At 63.6% G+C, this 18177-nt stretch carries 15 protein-coding genes; 3 read left to right on the top strand and 12 right to left on the bottom strand.

Annotated features, from left to right (window positions below; translation table 11 throughout):
* The first annotated feature begins 54 nt into the window (after positions 1-54).
* Both macA and ACMGGG_RS11315 read left to right on the top strand, forming a co-directional pair.
* Positions 55-1212: a macrolide transporter subunit MacA gene (macA, locus tag ACMGGG_RS11320; protein WP_063544969.1), complete on the top strand. Its 1158-nt coding sequence runs from the start codon at positions 55-57 to the stop codon at positions 1210-1212.
* A 2-nt stretch (positions 1213-1214) separates the two neighbouring features.
* On the top strand, positions 1215-3221 hold the full coding sequence (locus ACMGGG_RS11315; protein ID WP_063544968.1) for a MacB family efflux pump subunit: 2007 nt from the start codon (positions 1215-1217) through the stop codon (positions 3219-3221).
* Between the two features lie 58 nt (positions 3222-3279).
* Here the strand turns inward: ACMGGG_RS11315 and ACMGGG_RS11310 are convergent, their stop codons facing one another.
* The 3 genes from ACMGGG_RS11310 to ACMGGG_RS11300 all read right to left on the bottom strand — a co-directional run bounded on the left by ACMGGG_RS11310 (position 3280) and on the right by ACMGGG_RS11300 (position 6792).
* Positions 3280-4581 (bottom strand): hypothetical protein, encoded by a 1302-nt coding sequence (locus ACMGGG_RS11310; protein WP_414155505.1) that lies wholly within the window; start codon positions 4579-4581, stop codon positions 3280-3282.
* Between the two features lie 88 nt (positions 4582-4669).
* Positions 4670-6001, bottom strand: a complete 1332-nt coding sequence (locus tag ACMGGG_RS11305; RefSeq protein ID WP_414155504.1) for a hypothetical protein — start codon at positions 5999-6001, stop codon at positions 4670-4672.
* A gap of 131 nt (positions 6002-6132) precedes the next feature.
* Complete coding sequence (locus tag ACMGGG_RS11300) at positions 6133-6792, bottom strand: helix-turn-helix transcriptional regulator (RefSeq protein ID WP_063544965.1); 660 nt, start codon at positions 6790-6792, stop codon at positions 6133-6135.
* A 206-nt stretch (positions 6793-6998) separates the two neighbouring features.
* Here ACMGGG_RS11300 and hisN point away from each other — a divergent pair, with 206 nt between their 5' ends.
* Positions 6999-7790 carry a histidinol-phosphatase gene (gene hisN / locus ACMGGG_RS11295; protein WP_054890651.1) on the top strand — a complete coding sequence of 264 codons (792 nt, stop codon included), beginning with the start codon at positions 6999-7001 and terminating at the stop codon, positions 7788-7790.
* A 3-nt stretch (positions 7791-7793) separates the two neighbouring features.
* On the opposite strand, the gene ACMGGG_RS11290 is transcribed toward hisN, so the two are convergent.
* From ACMGGG_RS11290 to ACMGGG_RS11250, 9 genes are all read right to left on the bottom strand, one after another.
* Positions 7794-8069 (bottom strand): peptidylprolyl isomerase, encoded by a 276-nt coding sequence (locus ACMGGG_RS11290; protein ID WP_054890650.1) that lies wholly within the window; start codon positions 8067-8069, stop codon positions 7794-7796.
* A gap of 34 nt (positions 8070-8103) precedes the next feature.
* Positions 8104-10062 carry an acetoacetate--CoA ligase gene (locus ACMGGG_RS11285; RefSeq protein WP_414155503.1) on the bottom strand — a complete coding sequence of 653 codons (1959 nt, stop codon included), beginning with the start codon at positions 10060-10062 and terminating at the stop codon, positions 8104-8106.
* A gap of 92 nt (positions 10063-10154) precedes the next feature.
* Complete coding sequence (gene hbdH, locus ACMGGG_RS11280; RefSeq protein WP_414155502.1) at positions 10155-10925, bottom strand: 3-hydroxybutyrate dehydrogenase; 771 nt, start codon at positions 10923-10925, stop codon at positions 10155-10157.
* Positions 10926-10991: 66 nt separating this feature from the next.
* Positions 10992-12008, bottom strand: a complete 1017-nt coding sequence (locus ACMGGG_RS11275) for an ABC transporter permease (RefSeq protein ID WP_063544963.1) — start codon at positions 12006-12008, stop codon at positions 10992-10994.
* Positions 12008-13066, bottom strand: a complete 1059-nt coding sequence (locus ACMGGG_RS11270) for a microcin C ABC transporter permease YejB (RefSeq protein WP_414155501.1) — start codon at positions 13064-13066, stop codon at positions 12008-12010. The genes ACMGGG_RS11275 and ACMGGG_RS11270 overlap by 1 nt, the downstream gene beginning before the upstream one ends.
* The gene (locus ACMGGG_RS11265) at positions 13063-14979 is read right to left on the bottom strand and encodes an extracellular solute-binding protein (protein WP_414155500.1); all 1917 of its coding nucleotides are present in this window, start codon (positions 14977-14979) and stop codon (positions 13063-13065) included. The genes ACMGGG_RS11270 and ACMGGG_RS11265 overlap by 4 nt, the downstream gene beginning before the upstream one ends.
* 46 nt (positions 14980-15025) lie before the next feature.
* On the bottom strand, positions 15026-15307 hold the full coding sequence (locus ACMGGG_RS11260) for a peptidylprolyl isomerase (protein ID WP_054890645.1): 282 nt from the start codon (positions 15305-15307) through the stop codon (positions 15026-15028).
* Between the two features lie 79 nt (positions 15308-15386).
* Positions 15387-16448, bottom strand: a complete 1062-nt coding sequence (locus ACMGGG_RS11255; RefSeq protein WP_112898315.1) for a 3-deoxy-7-phosphoheptulonate synthase — start codon at positions 16446-16448, stop codon at positions 15387-15389.
* 564 nt (positions 16449-17012) lie between these two features.
* Positions 17013-18164 (bottom strand): acyl-CoA dehydrogenase family protein, encoded by a 1152-nt coding sequence (locus ACMGGG_RS11250; RefSeq protein ID WP_151924650.1) that lies wholly within the window; start codon positions 18162-18164, stop codon positions 17013-17015.
* Positions 18165-18177 lie beyond the last annotated feature (13 nt).

The raw sequence follows: 18177 nt of genomic DNA, 5'->3' as shown, positions 1-18177 counted from the left end.
CCCCACAAGGGGCGGTGTGGCACGCAGGCCTTTGGAACGGATGAACGAGCATTTATGGACAAGAGCAGATTTCGCAAGATAAGCCTGGGCTGTGCCCTGGCACTGGTGGCCGGGATCACGTTGTACGCGGTGCAGGCCCCGGCCACGCCGCCACGCTACATCACTGCCACGGTCGAGCGTGGTGACATCGAGAACGCGGTGCTGGCCACCGGCGTGCTCGAGGGTATCCGCCAGGTCGATGTCGGTGCTCAGGTTTCCGGCCAGTTGCGCTCGCTGAAGGTCAAGCTGGGCGACAAGGTGACCAAGGGCCAGTGGCTCGCCGAGATCGATCCACTGGTGCTGCGCAACACGCTGCGCCAGGCCCAGGTCGATGAAGAAAAGCTGCAGGCCGAGCGGCGCTCGACCCTGGCCCGGGTCAATCAGACCCGCCGGGTCTACGAGCGCTACAGTGCGTTGCAGGACGACGAGTCGATCTCGCGCCAGGACTTCGAGAACGCCGAGTCCGAGTACCAGGTGCAGCAGGCGACCCTGCACTCGCTGGACGCGCAGATCAAGAGCGCCCAGGTGCAGATCGACACGGCCAAGGTCAACCTCGACTACACGCGCATCAGTGCACCCATCGACGGCGATGTGGTGGGTATCGTCACCCAGGAAGGGCAAACCGTGATCGCCCAGCAACTGGCGCCGGTGATCCTCAAGCTCGCCGACCTGGATACCATGACGGTCAAGGCGCAGGTCTCCGAAGCCGACGTGATCCATATCAGCCCCGGCCAGCAGGTGTACTTCACCATCCTAGGTGAAGACAAACGCTACTACGCGACCTTGCGCGGCACGGAGCCTGCGCCGCAGAACTACCTGGAGAGCACCGACAAGAGCGGCGCTGCTGCGCCAAAGCAGAACACCGCGGTGTTCTACAACGCCTTGTTCGAGGTGCCCAACCCAGACCACCGCCTGCGCATTTCCATGACCGCTCAGGTCCGCATCGTGCTGGCCACCGCCGAGGCGGTGCTCAGTGTGCCGGTGGCGGCGCTCGGGCCGCGCAGTGGCGACGGCAGCTTCCCGGTGCGGGTAGTCGACGCCAAGGGCTTTGCCCAGGTGCGCCAGGTGCAGGCCGGGATCAACAACAATGTCAGGGTCGAGATCAGGCAGGGGCTGGACGAGGGCGACCGGGTAGTGATCGGTGAGCCCATCGGCGATGCGGCGGGGGCATGAGCATGAACATGAACGTCGAACTGGCCTCGCAGCGCACCACCGCCGTCGAAGCCGGCCAGCCGCTGCTGCGCCTGGAGGGCGTGAGCCGCAGTTTCATGGCGGGAGACCGCGAGTTTCTCGCCCTGCGCCATATCGATCTGGAAATCGACGCGGGCGAGTTGGTGGCGATCATTGGCGCGTCGGGCTCGGGCAAATCGACGCTGATGAACATCCTTGGCTGCCTGGACCACGCCAGCGCCGGTTCCTATCAGGTGGGAGGCCAGGAAACCCGCGACATGGACGATGAGGCGCTGGCCGCGCTGCGCCGTGACCATTTCGGCTTCATCTTCCAGCGCTATCACCTGCTGCCGCACCTGGACGCCCTGCGCAATGTCGAGATCCCGGCGGTGTATGCGGGCACGCCCCAGGCCCAGCGCCACGAGCGGGCCCAGGAACTGCTCAAGCGCCTCGGCCTGGCCGGGCATCTGACGCATCGCCCCAGCCAACTGTCGGGCGGCCAGCAGCAGCGGGTGAGTATCTGCCGAGCCTTGATGAACGGCGGCGAGGTGATCCTCGCGGACGAGCCTACCGGCGCCCTCGACACGGCCAGCGGCAAGGAAGTGATGGCCATCCTGCTGGAGCTGCACGCCGCCGGGCACACCGTGATCCTGGTGACCCACGACCCCAAGGTCGCAGCCCATGCCGAGCGCATCATCGAAGTCAGCGACGGGCAGATCGTCAGTGATCAGCGCAACACGCGGCAGACTGCGCCCGATGCGGCCATCCCCGAGCCGCAACGCAAGGCCCGTCCGCCTCGGCGACTGGTGGCCAGCCTGGGGTTGTTCCGTGAAGCGTTCAACATGGCCTGGATCGCGTTGATCTCGCACCGAATGCGCACGTTGCTGACCATGCTCGGCATCGTCATCGGCATCACCTCGGTGGTGTCGATCTCGGCGATCGGCGAGGGCGCCAAAGGCTATGTGCTCAAGGATATTCAGGCGATCGGCAGCAACACCATCGACATCTATTCGGGCAGCAACTTTGGTGACAGCAGGGCCAAGGCCATCGAGACCCTGGTGCTGGCCGACGTCACAGCGCTCAACCAGCTGTATTACGTCGACAGTGCAACGCCGGTAATCGGCCGCAGCATGCTGGTGCGCTACCGCAACCTGGACCTGGACGTACAGCTCAATGGCGTCAGCGAACGCTACTTCCAGGTACGCAACATCAACCTGGCCGCCGGCATCGCCTTCAGCGAAAGCGATGCCCGGCGCCAGGCACAAGTGGTGGTGATCGACCACAACACGCGCTTGCGGCTGTTCGGCGAGGGGGTAGACCCGCTCGGGCAGGTGATCCTGATCGGCAATCTGCCGTGCACGGTGATCGGCGTGACCACCGAGAACAAGAACCTGTTCGCTGCCAGCAACGCGCTGAACGTCTGGGTGCCCTACGAAACCGCTGCCGGGCGCCTGCTGGGGCAGCGCCACCTGGACAGCATCAGCGTGCGGATCAAGGACGGCATGCCAAGCAAGCGGGTGGAGCAAGAGGTCAACACCTTGATGCTGCAGCGCCACGGCACCAAGGACTTCTTCACCAACAACCTCGACAGCATCATGCAGACGGTGCAGAAGACCAGTCGTTCGCTGACCCTGCTGCTGTCGTTGATCGCGGTGATTTCATTGGTGGTGGGGGGGATCGGGGTGATGAACATCATGCTGGTGTCGGTCACCGAGCGTACCCGTGAGATCGGCATCCGCATGGCCGTCGGTGCCCGGCAGTCGGACATTCGCCAGCAGTTCCTGGTGGAGGCGGTGATGGTCTGCCTGTTCGGCGGGCTGGTGGGGATCGCGTTGTCGTATGGGATCGGCTATCTGTTCACGCTGTTCGTCAAACAGTGGGAGATGGTGTTCTCGCCGGCCTCGATTGCCACCGCGTTCGCCTGTTCGACGTTGATCGGCATCGTGTTCGGCTTCGTGCCCGCACGAAACGCCGCACGACTGGACCCGATCGAAGCCTTGGCGCGGGATTGAACTGAACGGCAGTCGCTGACGCCCGGGGTGTGAGTCAGCGGCGCGTTCAATGGAGGACTTAATCGAGGACTTTGAACATTAGAGGCAATTGGGTCGAAAAATCTTTGCCTGCGCCACGGATCTCATTGCCGTTCAAAAACATGTGTTTGAATTGCACCACATTATAATGTACGAACCTGCCGGCGTCGCCAAACGACAGGTCCGCGTTGCCCGCCCAGTTGAAGCGATAGATCATAACGGCAAAGGGCGTAGGGGACGAATTGAAGTTCATACTACTGGTGAAGCCGACGAGAATACGGTTCGTCGCATCGACGGCGATATGTGGTGAGGTAATAATCACCGAGTCTGTTACCACCTCGCTTTTACGCTGGAATGTACTGTCAGGTTGTCCTGACAAGAGGTAGGCATCCAACGTCAATAGCGGCGCAGCTTGTATTGCCGGCTCTACGGAGGCGATCAGGATTCGGTCTTGATGCACGTACATGCAACTATTGTCATAAGCAAGATCCGGCATTTCAACGTAGCCCGAATTGTTGAATGTCTTGTCGAGCATCCCGGTGTCGGTAAACTTCGTCAGGAAGGCTTGTTGTTCTATGTAGGCCAACATGATGAATCCACCTTCCTTGAGGAAATGGACATCCACCGGCTCCCATGTCGTGCCCCCAAGGGGCTGCAGCGGGTAAATCGACAGCAACTCCCCTGTGTCTGGAGCAAATCTGGAAATCCAGCTTTTGAACGGTGGATCTTCAAATTCGTGATAGCTGCTGGAGACTGACCACAGAGCGCCATTGATGAGTTGGGCCTCTCCACTGTTCACGTTGTAGGCTCGCGTTGCTGGTGTCTCGGCATGGTCGGCGGCGAACGCTTCACGCTTGGGCGTCGCGCGGCGATTGGCGCTGTTCTTGCCCAAGTCTGCAGGTGTAATTGTCGCAATGCCATTTTCGCCAAACCCTGGCTGCGGTTGTAGATCCGTCAGGAAACAACCAACGGCTGAAGTGTGGATGATGGGATCTTCTACATTTTCGGATGGCCAACGTACGCCCGGCAAGTAACAGGCTACCCGGTCAAGCTGGCTGTATTTGAGTCGGAAGAAATAGTGGGTGTTCGGCTGGATTTTATCGGGCAAGATGACCTGTTTCCGATGGATCAGTTCGCCGCCGTGATCAAAGCTGACCAGGTAGTTCTCTCCCTCGTCGTATGTCCGGATAACATGCACGCTCCCGCCATCTTGCAGGCCCGCAGAGTCGATGATTTCAAAACCGCGATCCTCATCGAATGGACGCAACTCTACGAGGCCCCCAACTCCGAAATCCGGGTCCAGTTTCCCTGCGTTATCACCGGTATTAGCTGTCGCTTTCATGAGACTTACTCTCGTGGGTTGGTAAGCGGTAGGAACTATTCACGGTACTGGCAAGAGTCTGCGGTACGCAGGGTGCTGCAGAAGCCGGTCAGTCGTGCAGCTTGAGCACCCTTTCCAGGAAGTAGGGGCCGCTGGTAGCGAACAGCGTCAGGATGTGTATGCCGTGCCCACTGGCAAACACCTTGTTCGCCGTTCTGAAGTCAGGGCCGCCGTCAAAGAGGCCCCGGTTGCCGAAGGCGCTGTCGAACTCTCCGGACCGTGTCAGGCGATACACATGCAAACGGCCGACGTTGATGGCGGTTAGCAGGGCGCCACCGAGCAAAATGCGATCCTGATCATCGATGTGAAGCTCGCCCAGCGCCAGGCCATGGCTGTCGCTGCCGAGCGTCAAAGGTTGGCCGCGATTGAAGGTCGTGTCGTTCGTACCGGACTCGGTCAGTACGAACACTGTCGTGGGTTGTTGGAGCTGGAATTCCACACCCCGGGAAACAGCGATCCGACCGTTCCTTGCGAACATGCCGAGGCGCATGCTTCCTTCAAAGGCGAACAGTTCCCGCTGGCCCTGGTCATCATTGAAGCGTTCATCGGCGATGGCGTGTCGGTCGTAACGCCTCACGATGACTCGCTGGCTGGCGTTTTCTGCCAGCACCAGGAAACTACCGTCGGCGAAGAAGTGCGCACGCAAGACCCGCAACGAAAAACCGGCTTTGTCGGTGAGTGGCAACATGCCGAGATCACGCGCCTCGCCGAGCTCAGGTGCCAGCTCGCCAGTCACGGGGTTGAAGACCGCCAACCAGCTTTCAGTGCGCTCGTCGTTCCCGTCGCCGAGGGTGTAGGGGAAGATGGCTCGCAACAAGCCGTTCGCGAATACCAGTGGGCGCTCCTCGGACGACAGAAGCGCTTTGGTCGAGTTCTTCACCCGATGCTTTCTGGTGTCGCCCACGTCACCCTTCTGCCAACCTTCGCCCGGGTCTGGTAAAGCATGACCGTTTTCGCCAAAGGACGTTACCGGTTGGAAGCTTTCATCAAAACGGCTGATACCGACGAAGTTCAGATACCGTTCGAAGTCGGCATCGAAATAGGTGGGCACGCCAACGGCGAAATAGGTGTGCTGGCCATTGATCGTGGCGCCGACAAGCCCTTTGAAGTCCAGTGCCTCATCGGGCAGATTCGCAGCGTCTACGACCACATGGCCGGTGCTTTCGTCCCACTGGCCATCGGCGTTGAGCCGGGTGAGCAATCCTGGGCTGGAGTCTGTGGGGTTACGGCCGAATACCACCAGCCGCCCTTTGGCGTCGAGGGTTGATGGCCCGACTTGGAGAGAGGCCACGTCCGGGTTATAGGGAGGTTCGGCCGGAATATTGGCCACTCCTTGCGTGCCGTAGGCATGGTCAGGCGTGCCGGAAGATTGCACGGACATGGTGGTGAGCTCCATCGTGTCAGGATGGCGTCGAAACTAGCGCAGTCGATGTGCTGCTCCAACTGGCAAAAATGATAGGCGGCACTGCGCCACATCGACAGCGGGGGTTGAATGCCCCGGTAGCGGGGCGCTCAGGGGTGTATCGAGGAATGGGCGCCATACATCCAGCGCATCAACGAATGCCGCCCGCTGATCCCCAGCTTGATCGCCGCGCGACGCAGGTAGCTTTCCACCGTATTGACCTTCAACTGCAGCAGTTCGGCCTGTTGCGGTGCGGTATGACCGGCCAGCAGGCCCAGGCAGACCTGCATTTCCCGTTCTGAAAGGGCAAGGCCGGTCTGGCTCAGGCGCTCGCGGAAACGCTCCTGCAGGCTATCGCCTGTCGGGCGTTCGCTGATGCTGGGCTGCAAGGCATCCAGGTGCTTTTGCAGCATGGGCAGCAACAGCGGCGAGATGTCCTGCAGGCAGTCGCGCTCGCGCGGCGAGAAACTTGCGCGATCAGCGCGCAGGATGTGCAGTTCGTAGTGATAATCGGCAGTGCGGCGCACCAGATGCAGACGGGCCGGGTCCAGAAGCTCGTCGCAGGCGGGTTCTCTGGCGCTGAACACGGTTTCACTGAGCAGGGTGGTGCTGCCGTGCAAACCGGGGGAGGCCAGGCGCACCTGGCGGATATGCGTGGCATCGATGCTCAGGTGGGTCTGGATCAGGTCATGCAGCAGGCGCGGGAATTGGCGGCTGCCGGTGCTGGCAATGACTTTGCCGATCTGCGGAAAGAGCAGGTGCGAATTCATCGTATCGTCCATGAGTAGCGGTCATCCGAAAGTCGCGATATGGCTTTTGGCCAGTATATGGGCGCGACTGCTTGCTATCCTAGTACAACGATTCAGCTACCGTCTGATGAAATGGTTATAACCCCATGCCCGAAAGTGAGGTGCCTGTGCGCCTGCGACGCCGTGCTGGGGTATCATGGCCGCCTTTTCCCTACGAGGCCGGTCCCATGTCCCTGAACGCTGAGCAGATCGCAGAGTTTCGTGCTTTTGCCGAGCAACTGGCCGACGCCGCTGCGCTGGCGATCCAGCCGTATTTTCGCGCGAGCCTGGAGGTCGAGGACAAGGGCGGGCGCCTCTACGATCCGGTGACCGTGGCGGACAAAGCCGCCGAAGACGCCATGCGTGCGTTGATCCAGGCGCGATATCCGACGCATGGCATCCTGGGCGAGGAGCAGGGCGTGGCACAGGGCAGCAGCCCGCTGACCTGGGTGCTGGACCCGATCGATGGCACCCGGGCCTTCATCACCGGCCTGCCGCTGTGGGGCACGCTGATTGCGCTGAACGATGGCCAGCAGCCAGTGGTGGGGGTGATGAATCAACCCTTTACCGGCGAGCGTTTCGTCGGTACGCCCGAAGGCGCCTGGCGTAGCGGTGCGCCGCTGAAGACCCGTGCCTGCGGGTCGCTCGAGACCGCCACGCTGATGTGCACCACACCGGACATGTTCGACACCCCGGCGCGCAAGGCGGCCTTCGAGCACGTGGCCGGGCGGGCGCGGCTGATGCGTTATGGCGGCGACTGCTACGCCTATTGCATGCTGGCGTCGGGATTTGTCGATGTGATCGTCGAGGCGAGCCTTCAGCCCTACGACGTGCAGGCACTGATGCCGATCATCGAAGGGGCGGGCGGTGTGATCACCGCGTGGGATGGCAGCTCGGCGCAGAACGGCGGGTGCATCGTGGCCTGCGGTGACCCGGCGCTTCATGCCCAGGTCGTGGAGATGTTGCGCGCAGCGATGTAACGCTCAGTCGCGGTAGAACACCTGCACCAGGTGATAACCGAACTTGGTCTTGATCGGCCCATGCACCACGCGCAGGGCCTTCTTGAAGATCACCTGGTCGATGGCACCGACCAACTGGCCAGGACGCACCTCGCCCAGGTCACCACCGCGCTTGCCTGACGGGCAGGTCGAGAACTTCTTCGCCAGCACGTCGAACGCCTCGCCCTTGGCCAGGCGTTGCTTGAGTTGTTCGGCCTCATCGGCGGTCTTGACCAGGATATGGCGCGCTTGTGCTTTCATGTGACACCTGTGCTTCGGGCAAAAAAGGGCGCCATTATGCCTGATCGCGCAGCTCGGCGCGGTCACGGAAATGCGCCAGCGCCTCGGGGTTGGCCAGGGCGTCGGTGTTCTTCACCGCCAGCCCGTGCACCACGTTGCGCACCGCCAGCTCCACCAGTTTGCCGCTGACGGTGCGTGGGATGTCTGGCACCTGGGCAATCACCGCTGGCACATGGCGCGGCGTGGTGTATTGGCGGATCACCTGGCGGATGCGCCGACACAGGGCGTCGTCCAGTTGCAGGCCCTCGCGCAGGCGCACGAACAGCACCACACGCACGTCGCCTTGCCAGTCCTGGCCGATGGCGATGCTCTCGACCACCTCCTCGACCTTCTCCACCTGACGATAGATCTCCGCCGTACCGATGCGCACCCCGCCGGGGTTGAGCACCGCGTCGGAGCGTCCGTGGATCACCAGCCCGCCGCTGGCGGTCTCTTCGGCGTAGTCACCCTGTGCCCAGACGCCGGGGAACAGGCTGAAGTAAGCCTCGTGATAGCGGCTGCCGTCGGTGTCACCCCAGAAGCCCAACGGCATCGACGGGAAGTGGCGGGTGCAGACCAGCTCACCTTTCTCGCCCACCACCGCCTCGCGTCGTTCGTTCCACACCTGCACGGCCATGCCCAGGCCCCGGCATTGCATTTCACCGCGCCGTATTGGCAGGGTCGGGTTACCCAGCACGAAGCATGAGACGATGTCGGTACCGCCGGACATCGAGACCAGGCGCACATCACGCTTGATCTGGTGGTAGACGTAGTCGTAGCTGTGCGGCGACAGCGGCGAACCGGTGGAAAGCAACAGGCGCAGGCTGTCGAGACGATGGCTGCGCATCGGCACCAGGCCTTGCTGTTCCAGGGTGGCCAGGTACTTGGCGCTGGTGCCGAATACCTGGATGCCTTCGGCGTCGATCAGATCGAGCAGGCGTTCGGGGCCGGGGTGCAGCGGCGAGCCGTCGTACAGCACCAGGGTGGCACCGACCGCCAGGCCGCTGGCCAACCAGTTCCACATCATCCAGCCACAGGTGGTGTAGTAGAACATCACGTCATCGGCCTTCAGATCGTTGTGCAGGCCATGTTCTTTCAGATGCTGCAGCAGTACGCCTCCTGCACCGTGGACGATGCACTTGGGTACGCCTGTGGTGCCGCTGGAGTAGAGGATGTACAGCGGGTGGTCGAAAGGCAGGGCGGTGAACTCAGGTTCGCCGCCGGCCTGATAGACGTCCTGCCAGAGGCTGACCTTGAGGCCGACGAACTCATCGGTGCGCGTCTGCTCGCGGGTGTAGGGCACGACCAGCAGGTGCTCCAGCGCCGGCAACTGGGCGCAGACCTGGTTGATCTTCTCGACCTGGTCGATCACCTTGCCGGCATAGTGATAACCGGCACAGGCGATCAGCAGCTTGGGCGCGATCTGGCCAAAACGATCGATGATGCCGTGCAGCCCGAACTCGGGGGAGGCGTTGGACCAGACCGCCCCCAGGCTAGCGCTGGCAAGCATGGCCACCAGCGTTTGCCAGGTGTTGGGCATGATCGCGGCGATACGATCGCCTGGCTGGATGCCGAGGGCCTTGAAGGCGCGTTGCACGCCGGCGACCTCGGCGGCCAGTTGACGGTGGCTGAGTACCTCGCGTGTGCCGTCCTCACGCACGGCGATCAGCGCCGGATGCGTGTCGCGCCGGCGCAACAGGTGTTCTGCATAGTTGAGTGTGCCACCTGCGAACCAGCGCGCGTCCGGCATCTGCGCGCCTTCGCTGAGCACCTGCGAGGGCAGACTGTGCCAGCGCACTTCGAAGAACGCGCAGAGACTCTGCCAGAACGCTTCGCGCTGCTCGATGCTCCAGCGGTGCAGGTCTGCGTAGTTGGCGAGCTGCAGCCCAAGGTCCTGGTTCACCTGGCGGCGGAAGTGGTCCATTCGGCTGGCCTGGACCTGCGCGGGGCTGGGGCGCCACAGTACGTCGCTCATGCGAACCTCCTCGGTCGGTGGGGCATCGACACGGCCTGCCAGGCGCCGTCTTGAAGGTACATTCAAGACGGTCCCTGATTGAACTCTAGACCTTACTGCGCCAACCAGCCGCCATCCACGTTCCAGGCGGCGCCACGCACCTGGCTGCCGGCCTCGCTGCACAGGAAAAGCGCCAGCTCGCCCAGGTGCTCGGGGGTGACGAAGGCCAGCGAGGGCTGTTTTTCGGCCAGCAGGTCATGCTGGGCCTGCCGAGAGTCGCCGCCTGCCGCTGCGCGGTCGTCGATCTGCTTCTGCACCAGCGGGGTCAGCACCCAGCCGGGGCAGATGGCATTGCAGGTCACGCTGCTGGTCGCGGTTTCCAGCGCCACCACCTTGGTCAAGCCGATCACTCCGTGTTTTGCCGCCACGTAGGCGGCCTTGCCGGTGGAACCCACCAGGCCGTGCACCGAGGCAATGTTGATGATGCGCCCCCAGCCGCGTTCGCGCATGCCCGGCAGGGCCAGGCGGGTGCCGTGGAACACGGCCGAGAGGTTCAAGGCGATGATCTTGTCCCAGCTCTGCACCGGGAAGGCTTCCACCGGCGCGACGTGCTGGATGCCGGCGTTGTTGACGAGGATGTCGACGCCGCCGAACTCGCGCTCGGCCAGGGCGAACAGGGCCTCGATCTGCGTCACCTCGGACAGGTCGGCCGGATGGTGCGCGACCTTCACGCCGTGGCGGGCGATCTCGGCGAGCGCCGGTTGTGGATCGCCGAAACCGTTGAGCAGGATGTTGGCACCTGCCCGGGCCAGTACCTGGGCGATGCCCAGGCCGATACCGCTGGTGGATCCGGTGATGAGTGCCGTCTTGCCGTCTAGAGTCATGTGCCGCTCCTTACACGATGCCGATAGCGTTGAAACGATCAGGGTGTCTTTCAGTCGAGGGCCGGATCAGCGCCGCGGGTCGAACGCCTCGCGCAGCGCATCGCCGATGAATACCAGCAGCGACAGGATCACCGCCAGCGCGAAGAATGCGGTGAAGCCCAGCCAGGGGGCTTGCAGGTGCTGCTTGCCCTGGGTGACCAGCTCACCCAGCGACGCGGTGCCGGCCGGCATGCCGAAGCCGAGGAAGTCCAGTGCTGTCAGGGTGGTGATGGCACCGGTCAGCATGAACGGAATGTAGGTCAGTGTGGCGTTCATGGCATTGGGCAGGATATGCCGCAGCATCACCTGGGTGTCAGGCAGGCCCAGTGCACGGGCGGCCTTGACGTACTCCAGGTTACGCCCGCGCAGGAACTCGGCGCGTACCACGTCGACCAGGGTCAGCCAGGAGAACAGCGCCATGATCCCCAGCAACCACCAGAAATTCGGTTCGACGAAGCCGGACAGGATGATCAGCAGATACAGCACCGGCAACCCCGACCAAACCTCCAGCAGGCGCTGGCCGAGCAGGTCGACCCAGCCGCCGTGGTAGCCCTGCAGCGCGCCGGCGGCGACGCCGATCAGCACGCTGACCAGGGTCAGGGCGAAGGCGAACAGCAAGGAAATACGTGTGCCATACAGCACCCGCGCGAGCACGTCGCGGCCCTGATCGTCGGTGCCCAGCCAATTGCTTGCGCTGGGCGGGCTGGGGGTGGGCACCTGCAGGTCGTAGTTGGGCGTGTCGGCACTGAAGGGAATGGGGGCGAACAGCATCCAGCCGCCCTGGCCTTCGATCAATTGGCGCACATACGCGCTGCGGTAGTCGGGCTGGAAGGGCAGCTCACCGCCGAACTGCTGCTCGGTGTAGCGCTTGAGTGCGGGGGTGTACAGCTCGCCCTTGTACGAAAGCAGCAGCGGCTTGTCGTTGGCCACCAGCTCTGCACCCAGGCTCAGCAGCAGGAGGGCGGCGAACAGCCACAGCGAAACCCAGCCCAGGCGATTATGGCGAAAACGCTGCAGGCGGCGCCGGGCGACAGGCGAGAGCATCAGTGCGTCCTCGTGTCGAAGTCGATGCGCGGGTCGAGCAAGGTGTACGACAGGTCGCCTACCAGACGAATCAGCAAGCCTGCCAGGGTGAAGATGAACAGGGTGCCGAACACCACCGGGTAGTCCCGCGAGACGGCCGCCTCGTAGCTCATGCGCCCTAGGCCGTCGAGCGAGAAGATCACTTCGATCAGCAATGAACCAGCGAAGAACACCGTGATCAACGCCTGCGGCACCCCGGCCACCACCAGCAGCATGGCATTGCGCAGCACATGGCCGTACAGCACCCGGCGTTGGCTCAAGCCCTTGGCCCGGGCGGTGACCACATACTGGCGCGAGATCTCGTCGAGGAAGGCGTTCTTGGTCAGCAGGGTGAGGGTGGCGAACCCACCGATCACCAAGGCCCCGACCGGCAGAACCAGGTGCCAGAAGTAATCGGCGACCTTGCCCAGCAGGCTCAGTTGGTCGAAGTCTTCCGAAACCAGCCCGCGCACCGGGAACCAGTTCAACGACGTGCCGCCGGCGAACAGTACGATCAGCAGCAGGGCGAAGAGGAACGAGGGCAGTGCGTAGCCAACCACGATCAGCGCGCTGCTCCAGGCATCGAAACGGCTGCCGTGGCGCACAGCCTTGCGGATGCCCAAGGGGATCGAGACCAGGTAGGTGATCAGCGTCGCCCAGAAGCCCAGCGACAGGGTGACGGGCAACTTGTCGAGAATCAGGTCGGTGACCTTGGCGCCACGGAAGAAACTCTGGCCAAAATCGAGCCGGGCATACTGGCCGAGCATCAGCCACAGGCGCTCCGGGGCGCTCTTGTCGAAGCCGTACTGGCGCTTGATCTCCTCGATCAGCTTGGGGTCCAGCCCACGACTGGCGCGAGACTCGCCCTGTATCACCTCGACCCGCGCGCCGGGGGCGCCGCCGCCAATGCCTTGCAGGCGCGCCACGGCCTGCTCCACAGGGCCGCCGGGAGCCGCCTGGACGATGGCGAAGTTCACCAGCAGGATCGCCAGCAGGGTCGGAATGATCAGCAGCAGACGCCGCAGGATATAGGCGGTCATGGCGCAACCTTCGTACGTTCAGCCATCTGCTGATTGGTCAGCGCCGTGGGGCTGAGCTCCCACCAGGTATCCAGGCCTTCGTCGTAGGCGGCCTGCACCTTGGGCAGGCCGAAGCGGTTCCACCAGACGGTCGAGCTGCCGGGCGGGTAATAGTTTGGAATCCAGTAGTAGTTCCACTGCAGCACCCGGTCCAGGGCGTGGGCATGGCGCAGCATGTCGGCCTGGGTCGAGGCGCGTACCAGGCCATCGAGCAGGTGGTCGACCGCCGGGTCCTTGAGCACCATGAGGTTGTTCGAACCAGGGTCATTGGCGGCGGCGGAGCCAAAGTAGTTGTATTGTTCCGAGCCGGGTGACAGCGTCACCGGGTAGCCGGTCACGACCATGTCGTAGTCGCGCGCCATCAGCCGGTTGATGTACTGCGCCGAGTCGACGTTGCGGATATTCAGCTCGATGCCGATTTGCGCCAGATTGCGCTTCCAGGGCAAGAGCAAGCGCTCGAGGCCCGATTGCCCGTTGAGGAAGGTGAAGCTCAGCGCGGTGCCATCGGCGTTTACCAGGCGATCGCCTTCGGGGCGCCAGCCCGCAGCCTGGAGCAGCTCGAGTGCCTGCAACTGCTGTTTGCGGACGATGCCCGTGCCATCGGTCACCGGTGCCGTGAACACTTGGCTGAAGACCTCGTCGGGGATCTGGCCGCGTAGCGGTTCGAGCAGTTTGAGTTCCTCGGCGTCGGGCAGCTCGCGTGCTGCGAGCGGGGTGTTGGAGTACAGGCTTTGCTGGCGGATGTAGAGGTTGCGCATCATCTGCCGGTTGCTCCACTCGAAGTCCCAGAGCATGGCCAGCGCCTGGCGTACACGGCGGTCGCGAAACACCGGCTTGTCGAGGTTGAATACGAACCCCTGGGCGTTCTGTGGCTTGGCAGGGCCCAGATGGGCGCGCTGCAGGCGGCCATCGTCGAGCTGGGCGCCGTTGTAGCCCAGGGTGTAGGCGGTGGCGGAGAACTCGCGGTTGTAATCGTAGCCGCCGCCCTTGAGTACCTGGCGGGCCACCTCGGTGTCGCCGAAGTACTCGACGCGCAAGCGCTGGAAGTTGTAGCGCCCGCGGTTGACCGGCAGGTCCCTGGCCCACCAGTCGGCGTCACGCTCGAAGGTGATGCTGCGGCCGTTGTCGATCCGGCTGATGCGGTAGGGGCCACTGCCTACCGGTTTCTCGAACCCGGCGCCATTGGCAAAGTCGCGTGCCTGCCAGTCGTGTTCCGGCAGTACCGGCAGGCTTGCCAGGTCCAGCGGCAGGGTGCGGCCATGGGGTTGCTTGAAGTCGAAACGAACGCTGCGCGGGCCTTCCACGGTGACCCCGGCAACCTCGGCGAACTGCGTGCGGTATTTGAGGCTGCCCTTGCTCATCAGCAGCTCGAAGGTGAAACGCACGTCCTCGGCGCGCACTGGTGTGCCGTCGGCAAAGGTGGCACGCGGGTCGATTTCGAAACGCAACCAGGCGTCGTCCGGACCACGCTCCATCCGGCGGGCGATCAAGCCATAGACCGTGTACGGCTCATCGAACGAGCGGACTGCCAGCGGTGCATACAGCCAGCCATCGACCTCGCTGACGCCGGTGCCCTTGTCGATATACGGCAGGATATGGTCGAACTGGCCAATCTCGATGGCCGAGCGCCGCAAGCTGCCGCCCTTGGGGGCGTGCGGGTCGACGTAGTCGAAGTGCGAGAAGTTGGCGGGGTAGCGCGGCGCTTCACCGTAGACGGTGAGGGCGTGGGAGGGCGCGGCCTGGGTGGTCAATGCCAGGCATGACAGCAAGCATCCGACCAACAGACGGCTCAGCCCCCGGCAGGAGCGGGCTTGCCCCGCGATCGGCAGCTGCGAGACGCAGGAGGTGACGGTACTGGCCCTGTCGCGGGACAAGCCCGCTCCTACAAGGGCGCTGCAGGGGCGGGCGAACAAGACCGAATCAGTCCTGGCGGCTGGTCACTTCCAGCAGGTGGTAGCCGAACTGGGTCTTGACCGGGCCCTGCACGGTGTTGACTGGCGCGCTGAACACCACGGTGTCGAATTCCTTGACCATCTGGCCTGGGCCGAAGGAGCCCAGGTCACCGCCCTGGCGGCTGGACGGGCAGGTGGAGTTGGCCTTGGCGATTTCGCCGAAGTCGGCACCGGCTTCGATCTGAGCCTTGAGTTCGTTGCACTTCTCTTCGCTGCTGACGAGGATGTGGCGGGCGGTGGCACGTGCCATGGGAACTGCTCCTTGATGTGAAACGGCAAGCCTAGCGCAATTGGCGGCGAAATGTCTCGCAAGGCTTGCCGTAAGCCTCCTACAACTGACCTGCCGCCCGGCGCAGCAAGGCGTCGGTCGAATCCCAGCCCAGGCAGCCATCGGTGATCGACACGCCGTATTTCAACGCGCCCTTGCCCAGCGCCTGGCAGCCATCGAACAGGTGCCCCTCGAGCATCACGCCGACGATCGAGGTGTCACCGGCCAGGCGCTGGTTCAGCACATCCTCGAATACCGCGGGCTGACGCGCCGGATCCTTGCCGCTGTTGGCGTGGCTGCAATCGACCATGATCCGCGCCGCAAGCCCGGCCTTGGCCAGCCCCTGGCGGGCCAGGGCGATGCTGTCGGCATCATAGTTCGGGCCCTTGTGGCCGCCGCGCAGCACCAGGTGGGTATCCGGGTTGCCGAAGGTCTCGATGATCGCCGGGTAGCCTTGCGCATCCATGCCGAAGTGGCGGTGCGGCGCCGCGGCGCTGCGCATGGCGTCGGTAGCGATGGCAACCCCACCGTCGGTGCCGTTCTTGAAGCCGACCGGCAGCTCCAGGCCGCTGACCATCTCACGGTGAATCTGTGATTCAGTCGTGCGCGCGCCGATGGCCGCCCAGCTCAGCAGGTCATCGAAATAGCCCGCGGCCATCGGTTGGAGCAGTTCGGTGGCGATCGGCAAGCCGCGTTCGAGCATGCCCAGCATCAGGCCTCGGGACAGGGCGATACCGGCATGCATGTCGTCGCTGCCGTCCAGGTGCGGGTCGTAGGCCAGGCCTTTCCAGCCGACGGTGGTGCGCGGTTTTTCCACGTAGGCACGCATCACCAGCAGCAGCTTGTCATCGACTTCGCGGCTCAGGGCCGCCAGGCGGTCGGCGTATTCCAGGGCCGAGCGTGGATCGTGGATCGAGCAGGGGCCGACGATCACCAGCAACCGTGGGTCGCGGCCTTCGAGAATGGCGCGCACGGCCTGGCGATGGGCGTGGACTTGTTGGGCGAGTTCGCTGGAAAGCGGCATCTGCTGCTTGAGCAGATGGGGGCTGGGCAGGCGCTGGCTGACGGAGGCGTTGGCAGCGGCAGGTTGGGTCAGGGGCAGAGCGAGATTCGAAGCTTGCATGGCGTTGTTTCCCTGGGCGGACGGCGGGTGCTTCCCGCGCGGTCGGCCCTATCGAGGTGTTCGACAGGTATTCGGATGATTACTGTGTGCAGCGTCGCCACCAGTGATGGACCGTACGGAGGCGGCAGGCTGGCCCGAACGGGATTGGCTAAATCGCCAGGCGTAGGTGTCTGCGTAGGGGTAGCTGGTGTAGTTCATGAATCTGTCCTCGGAACGAATGAATGTTTTTCAGGGCCTGGAAACGCAAAACCCCCGGTCGGGGAGCCGACCGGGGGTTTGAGTATTCTCATGTTCGGCGGCCCCTCGAAGGTGGGCGCCGTGTGGGTATCGGCGCCTAGTGGCTAAACCAATACCCAAAATAGGAGCAGGCGACGGTACGACCGGCAACGGCCAGCACAGGGCGCGAGATGCGACCGGTGGTGTTGGCGTGATTGCAGGTATGTTTCGACATGTTGCTCTCCAGTGAGTGGGGTCGAGCTTACTGCACCTGTAACGCTGTGTTCAATGGATAAATGCTATCGCGGTGATAATCCGGGGCAGCGACGCGGCCCCGGCGGGGTGCGATCACAGCGGGTAGTGCTTGAGTTCTCGCGCAATCAGCATCCGTTGAATCTCGCTCGAGCCCTCGTAGATCTGCGTGATGCGCGCATCGCGGTAGTACTTCTCCACCGGATAGTCCTCAAGATACCCATAGCCGCCATGCACCTGGATGGCCATGGAGCACACCCGTTCGGCCATTTCCGAGGCGAACAGCTTGGCCTGCGAGGCTTCCGACAGGCATGGCTTGCCGGCCGTGCGCAGGCGCGCGGCGTGGAGGATCAGCAGGCGTGCGGCGTTGACCTGCACCTGCATGTCGGCCAGCAGGTTGGCGATGCTTTGGTGCTCGCTGATCGGTTTGCCGAACTGGATACGCTCGCGCGAATAGGTCAGCGCGGCCTCGAACGCGGCACGGGCAATGCCCAGGGCCTGGGCGGCGATGCCGATGCGTCCGCCTTCGAGGTTGGACAGGGCAATGGCCAGGCCCTTGCCGCGCTCACCCAGCAGATTGGCGGCCGGGATGCGGCAGTTGTCGAGGGTGACTGCGCAGGTGTCAGAGGCGCGGATGCCCATCTTGTGTTCGCTGCGATCGACCTTGAAGCCTGGGTTGTCGGTCTCTACCAGGAACGCCGACAGGCCTTTCTTGCCCAGCTCCGGATCGGTGACGGCAAAGACGATGGCCAGCCCCGCACGGCGGGCGTTGCTGACGAACTGCTTGGCGCCGCTGATGACCCAGTGGCCGTCCACCAGCTCGGCGCGTGTGCGCAGGTTATGGGCTTCGGAGCCGGCCTGCGGCTCGGTCAGGCAGAAGCAGCCAATCACTTCGCCACTGGCCAGGCGCGGCAGCCATTGCTGCTGTTGCTCAGCGCTGCCATAAGCCAGCAGAGGGCCGCAGCCGACCGAGTTGTGGATGCTCATCATCGCACCGGTCGCGCCGTCGCCAGCCGAGATTTCTTCTACCGCCAGGGCATAGGCGACGTAGTCGGTGTAGCTGCCGCCGAAGGTGTCGGGCACGACCATGCCCAGCAGGCCCAGCTCGCCCATGGCGCGGACCACGTCATCGTCGATCCAGCCAGCCTTCTCCCAGGCCTGGGCATGGGGCGCGATCTCGCCACGGGCAAAGTCCCGGGCCATGTCGCGGATCATGATCTGTTCTTCGCTCAGTTCCAGGTCTTGCATGCTGTGTACTCCC

Source organism: Pseudomonas sp. BNK-44-b (genome assembly GCF_047456245.1).
Lineage (GTDB): Bacteria > Pseudomonadota > Gammaproteobacteria > Pseudomonadales > Pseudomonadaceae > Aquipseudomonas > Aquipseudomonas machongensis.
Note: the sequence above shows the minus strand (reverse complement) of the source record. Positions and strands in the feature narration are given on the sequence as shown.

Excerpts from the sequence above, each read along its gene's own strand:
- ACMGGG_RS11315 (WP_063544968.1), top strand. The coding sequence starts at position 1,215 with ATGAACATGAACGTCGAACTGGCCTCGCAGCGCACCACCGCCGTCGAA.
- ACMGGG_RS11285 (WP_414155503.1), bottom strand. The coding sequence starts at position 10,062 with ATGAGCGACGTACTGTGGCGCCCCAGCCCCGCGCAGGTCCAGGCCAGC.
- macA (WP_063544969.1), top strand. The coding sequence starts at position 55 with ATGGACAAGAGCAGATTTCGCAAGATAAGCCTGGGCTGTGCCCTGGCA.
- ACMGGG_RS11260 (WP_054890645.1), bottom strand. The coding sequence starts at position 15,307 with ATGGCACGTGCCACCGCCCGCCACATCCTCGTCAGCAGCGAAGAGAAG.
- hbdH (WP_414155502.1), bottom strand. The coding sequence starts at position 10,925 with ATGACTCTAGACGGCAAGACGGCACTCATCACCGGATCCACCAGCGGT.
- ACMGGG_RS11310 (WP_414155505.1), bottom strand. The coding sequence starts at position 4,581 with ATGAAAGCGACAGCTAATACCGGTGATAACGCAGGGAAACTGGACCCG.
- ACMGGG_RS11275 (WP_063544963.1), bottom strand. The coding sequence starts at position 12,008 with ATGCTCTCGCCTGTCGCCCGGCGCCGCCTGCAGCGTTTTCGCCATAAT.
- hisN (WP_054890651.1), top strand. The coding sequence starts at position 6,999 with ATGTCCCTGAACGCTGAGCAGATCGCAGAGTTTCGTGCTTTTGCCGAG.
- ACMGGG_RS11300 (WP_063544965.1), bottom strand. The coding sequence starts at position 6,792 with ATGAATTCGCACCTGCTCTTTCCGCAGATCGGCAAAGTCATTGCCAGC.
- ACMGGG_RS11305 (WP_414155504.1), bottom strand. The coding sequence starts at position 6,001 with ATGTCCGTGCAATCTTCCGGCACGCCTGACCATGCCTACGGCACGCAA.
- ACMGGG_RS11255 (WP_112898315.1), bottom strand. The coding sequence starts at position 16,448 with ATGCAAGCTTCGAATCTCGCTCTGCCCCTGACCCAACCTGCCGCTGCC.
- ACMGGG_RS11270 (WP_414155501.1), bottom strand. The coding sequence starts at position 13,066 with ATGACCGCCTATATCCTGCGGCGTCTGCTGCTGATCATTCCGACCCTG.
- ACMGGG_RS11250 (WP_151924650.1), bottom strand. The coding sequence starts at position 18,164 with ATGCAAGACCTGGAACTGAGCGAAGAACAGATCATGATCCGCGACATG.
- ACMGGG_RS11290 (WP_054890650.1), bottom strand. The coding sequence starts at position 8,069 with ATGAAAGCACAAGCGCGCCATATCCTGGTCAAGACCGCCGATGAGGCC.